2 protein-coding genes and 3 pseudogenes are annotated in these 4,652 nt (G+C 71.0%); all 5 read right to left on the bottom strand.

What is annotated here, in order from left to right; all coding sequences use genetic code 11:
• Position 1: 1 nt before the first annotated feature.
• The gene (locus WEB03_RS04305) at positions 2–1,006 is read right to left on the bottom strand and encodes an NAD-dependent epimerase/dehydratase family protein (protein ID WP_368069734.1); all 1,005 of its coding nucleotides are present in this window, start codon (positions 1,004–1,006) and stop codon (positions 2–4) included.
• The gene (locus WEB03_RS04300; protein ID WP_368069733.1) at positions 991–1,683 is read right to left on the bottom strand and encodes a sugar phosphate nucleotidyltransferase; all 693 of its coding nucleotides are present in this window, start codon (positions 1,681–1,683) and stop codon (positions 991–993) included. The genes WEB03_RS04305 and WEB03_RS04300 overlap by 16 nt, the downstream gene beginning before the upstream one ends.
• Before the next feature lie 2 nt (positions 1,684–1,685).
• Positions 1,686–2,093, bottom strand: a pseudogene (locus tag WEB03_RS04295) (GDP-mannose 4,6-dehydratase); the annotation flags it as partial.
• Positions 2,094–2,102: 9 nt separating this feature from the next.
• Positions 2,103–4,022: pseudogene (locus WEB03_RS04290) on the bottom strand (GDP-mannose 4,6-dehydratase); the annotation flags it as partial.
• Positions 4,023–4,113: 91 nt separating this feature from the next.
• Positions 4,114–4,652 (bottom strand): annotated as a pseudogene (locus WEB03_RS04285) (hypothetical protein); the annotation flags it as partial.

Raw genomic sequence — 4,652 nt, 5'->3', positions numbered from 1 at the left:
CTCAGGTCCCCCGGGCGAACCCGGGGATGAAGGGGGAGTCCGGCCGAGCGAGCTCGTCTCGGTACCACTCGACGGTCTCGGCCAGCCCGTCACGCAGCGACCGGCGAGGCGTCCAGCCGAGGACCTCGCGGGCGCGGGTCGCGTCGGCGCACATCCGCCAGATCTCGATGGGTCGGTCGGGGAGCGCGCCCATCTCGGCCTCGATCGGCTCGCCCATCACCCCGAGCAGCGTGCGGACCAGATCGGCGATCGTCACCTCGACGCCGTTGCCGAGGTTGAGCAGCTGTCCCTCGATGTCGGGGACGACGCCGGCCAGCACGAACCCCTCGACGAGGTCGGCGACGTGGTTGAACTCGCGGGTCTGCCGGCCGGTCGTCATCGGTAACCGGTCGCCGCGTAGGCCCCGGACGATGATCTCGGGGATGACGCGGTCGGGGGACTGCGCCGGTCCGTAGGCGTTGAACGGTCGGACGCGCACGATGGGCCAGTCGCGACCGGTGACCCCGAGTCGACAGAACTCCTCGGCCGCGTGCTTGGACACCGCGTAGGGGGACACCGGCGCGGGTCGATCGTCCTCGGCGAACGGGACGTCGATGGCGCCGTAGATCTCGCTGGTGCCGGTGTTGACGAACCGGGTGTAGCCGGACCCCTCGAGCGCCTCGAGCAGGTTGACCGTGCCCTGCACGTTGGTCTGGATGCACTCGTCGATGCGGTTCCAGGACTTGCCGACGTGGGTGTACGCGCCGAGGTGGAACACCACGTCCGGACGGGATTCACGGATCAGCACCCGCATCGCCGTCGGGTCGGTGAGGTTGCCCTCGTGCAGGCGGATGTCGGTGCGCAGGCGCGTGAGCCGGTGCGGGTAGACGCTGCTGACCGCCGAGGTCAGCACGTGGACGTCCGCGCCGAGGTCGACGAGCGCGGCGGTCAGGTGCGAACCGATGAAACCCGACCCACCGGTCACGAGGACGCGTCGGTCGCGGAGCTCGGTCACGCGCGGATCCACGGTGCACCTCCTCGGGCGAGCTCGGTGAGCTCCTGGGCGTCCTTGTAGGTGTCCATGGACCGCCAGAACCCGGGGTGGGCGTAGGCGTACAGCTCGCCGGCGGCAGCGATCGCCGGCAGGACGTCACGCTCGAGGTCCGGTCCGTTCACGAGGTCGAGGACACGCGGCTCGAACACGAAGTAGCCGCCGTTGATGCGGTGATCGTCGAGCCGCGGCTTCTCGCGGAAGGTACGCACCCCACCGTCGCTGGCAAGCTCGAGGGTCCCGTACGGAGAGGGGAGCGGGACGCTGGTGAGCGTGGCTGCCCCGCCGCGGGAGGCGTGGAAGGCGACGAGGGCGTCGAGGTCGACGTCGCCGAGCCCGTCGGCGTAGTTGGCGAGGAACCGGCCGTCGAGCAGGTGGCGGACCGCGACGAGCCGCTCCGCGGTGTTCGCATCGACCCCGGTGTCGACCACCTCGACGTCCCAGCTCGCCGGCAGCCCGCGCGCGAAGTCGGCGATCCGGTCGGCGAGGTACCCCGCGGCGAGGACGAACTCCGTCACGCCCTGCGCGGCGTAGATCCGCAGGACGTGGGCGAGCACAGGCTCGCCGGCGACGTGGAGCAGCGGCTTCGGCACCACCTCGGTGTGGGGGAGGGCGCGGGTGCCGCGGCCACCGCAGAGGATGACGGCGCGCACCGTCAGGCGTCGTTCTGGGGACGGAACCAAGCGACGGTGCGTTCGAGGCCGTCGCGGAGGCGCACGGTGGGCTCCCAGCCGAGCTCACGCCGGGCGACGGTGAGGTCGGGGCGGCGCACCTCCGGGTCGTCCACCGGCCGAGGGGTGGTGATGATGTCGACGTCGCTGCCGGCGATGTCCCGGATCGTCTCGGCCAGCTGACGGATCGACACCTCCTCGGGGTTGCCGATGTTGACCGGGTCGGTGTAGCCGGAGATCAGCAGCCGGAGGATGCCCTCGATGAGGTCGTCGACGTAGCACAGCGATCGGGTCTGGCTGCCGTCGCCGTGCACCGTGATCGGCTCACCTCGCAGTGCCTGTCCGATGAAGGCGGGTACGGCCCGGCCATCGTGCAGCCGCATGCGCTCGCCGTAGGTGTTGTGCGCGACGAATCCGCCTCCGGCCCAGAAGTTCTCGAGACCCGGCACGCTGAAGTCGTAGACCAGCTCGGTCGGTGGGACCTCCTCGATCGACCGCACCTGGGCCCAGACGACGTCGCCGGACCGGCGCGCGTTGAGCTCCTGCTCGACCCCGCGGTGCCAGTCGAGCGGGCTCCATGGCGCGACCTGCGCCAGGGTCAGCCGCCAGAACGGGCGACGGACGTCCGATGCGTCGGTCGTGGTGTTGCGGGTGTGGTACCGACCAACCGATGGCACCAGGCCGTACCGAGCCAAGGCGACGACGAGGTCGTCCTTGAGGTCCGTCGACGTCGTCGAGAACTCGTGTCGTTCGGCAGTGGCGAACTTGTCACCGGAGTGGACGCCATCACCTTCGCGGTACCCCTCGAGGAACCAACCGAGCCGCTCGAGAGGGAGGCCGAGGATCCACCCCGGGATCCGCTTCGCGCCGTCATCGAACCCGAGGTGCCGCAGGAACTCGAGGACGAGGAGGCCGTTGACGACGAGCGAGCCCGCCCGGTCCTCGTCCCGCAACGTGCGGACGACGTGGACGCCGAGCTCCCGTCGGAGGACCTTCTCCGTGCGGTCGAGGATCTCCGGCTCGCAGGACACGCTGATGGAGCGGTTCTTCGGCGGGGACTCCTGCCAGCAGCCCTCCGCCACGTAGAGCCCGAGGAACCACAGCAGCTCGTCCGACACGACGATCCGTCGCGGCAGTGCCGTGGAGTGGCCCGCGGAGCGGACGGCGATGTGGCCGTCCGGCGGCACGTCGATGCCAAGCACGTCGAGCATGCCGATCGGGACCGCGCCACCGCGCTTCCACCGGTCGACGGTCGCCCCGAGCGACTGGCGCGTCGTCGCCGTGCCGTGCTCGGTCGCGCGCCGGTGCAGGATGTCGACCATCGTCGAACGGTGTTCGAGGACCAGCTGGGGGAGCCCCTCGAACATCGCTCGCAGCCCCCACCGGTCGAGCCCTGCCGCGTCGGTGACGTCGAGGACGTCGACCGTCGTCCGGTCCCGCTCGGGGACCTCGATACGGGAGGTGATGGCCACGCGGTCACCGACCTCCAACTCCGTGACCGGTGTCGCCACGAGCTCGCCGTCCCGCCCTCGGGTGAAGAGGCTGTGATCCCCGGTGACCTTGATGCTGCGCCCGTAGCGCGTCCGGACCTCGAAACAGGGGCCGGTCGGGGCATGACCCTCGAGCGCGATCGTCTCCGTGCTGTGAGCGACGCCACCTCGGTCGACGGCCGGGACGTGGCACTTGTCGAGCACGGCTCGGTGTCCCACACGGGCTGCGAGCTCTCGGAAAGTCTCGCGCCGGAGCTCGGTCCCGTCGTCGTAGAGCACCTGCTCGTCGGCGAGCACGGAGTTGAAGATCCTCACGACGCGGACGTCGACGTCGTGGGTCCGGTGGTAGGCGTAGGTCATCGCCTCGGCGAACCGCTTGGCCTCGTCGTAGACACCACGGGGTCCGATCGGGTTGACGTGCCCCCAGTAGGTCTCCGGCTGCGGGTGGACCTGCGGGTCGCCGTACACCTCGGAGGTCGAGGCGAGCAGGAACGTCGCTCCGGTGGCCCGAGCCAGGCCGAGCGCCTTGTGGGTGCCGAGCGCCCCGACCTTCAACGTCTGGATCGGTAGCTCGAGGTAGTCGATCGGCGACGCTGGGGAGGCGAAGTGCAGGATCGCGTCGACCGTCCCGGGGAGGTGGAGGTAGTCGGTGACGTCCTGGTGCACGAACCGGAACTCCTCGAGGTGCTCGAGGAGCTCGAGGTTGGAGAGCTGTCCCGTGATGAGGTTGTCGATCGCCGTCACGCGGGCGCCACGCTCGATCAAGCGCGTGCACAGGTGCGAGCCGAGGAACCCGGCACCGCCCGTCACGACGACGTGCGTGCCCTCGATGCGGTCGTACCCCACGGATCCTCCGGGACCGGTAGCCGCGGCACCCTAGCCATCGGGCGGGCGTCGACCGGGAGCGGTCAGGTGGGGTGGCTCAGCTCGCGGGTGCGTCGTCGTCCGGCGTGGTGACGTCGTCCGGTGCCGACCCGTCGTCCGGTGCGGCTTCGTCGTCCGGCGCCGCACCGCGACCGCCCGGACCGCCGGCGTGGGCCGGGCGACCGGCACCGTCGGGCCTCTCGGCCTTCTCGGCCTTGTCGGCCTTCTCGGCCTTCTCCGGCTTGCCGGCGTGGTCGGGGCGTGCCGAGCTGCTGCCGCTCTTGCCGTCGCTGGCGGCCTCGGAGACGCGCTTGCCGTGCCCACCGCTACGAGCGCTCTCGCTGACGGCTGCGCCCCAACCTTCGTCCCCCGGACGGACGTCCGCCCCGTCGACCAACGCCGAGTGGACGCGCTCGGAGGTCTCCGAACCGCCTCCGCCGTCCTCGGTCCCGAACGCCTCGAGGTCCGGCGCGTCCGCGTCGCCGTCGTCGTTGGTCCCGTCGTCCGCGTCGCCGTCGTCCGCGTCGCCGTCGTCCGCGTCACCGTCGTCCGCGTCACCGTCGTCCGCGTCACCGTCGTCCGCGTCACCGTCGTCCG

This window comes from Nitriliruptor sp. (assembly GCF_040882075.1).
Classification (GTDB): domain Bacteria; phylum Actinomycetota; class Nitriliruptoria; order Nitriliruptorales; family Nitriliruptoraceae; genus Nitriliruptor.
The sequence above is the reverse complement of the archived record's forward strand: the minus strand, read 5'-3'. Positions and strand labels throughout refer to the sequence as shown.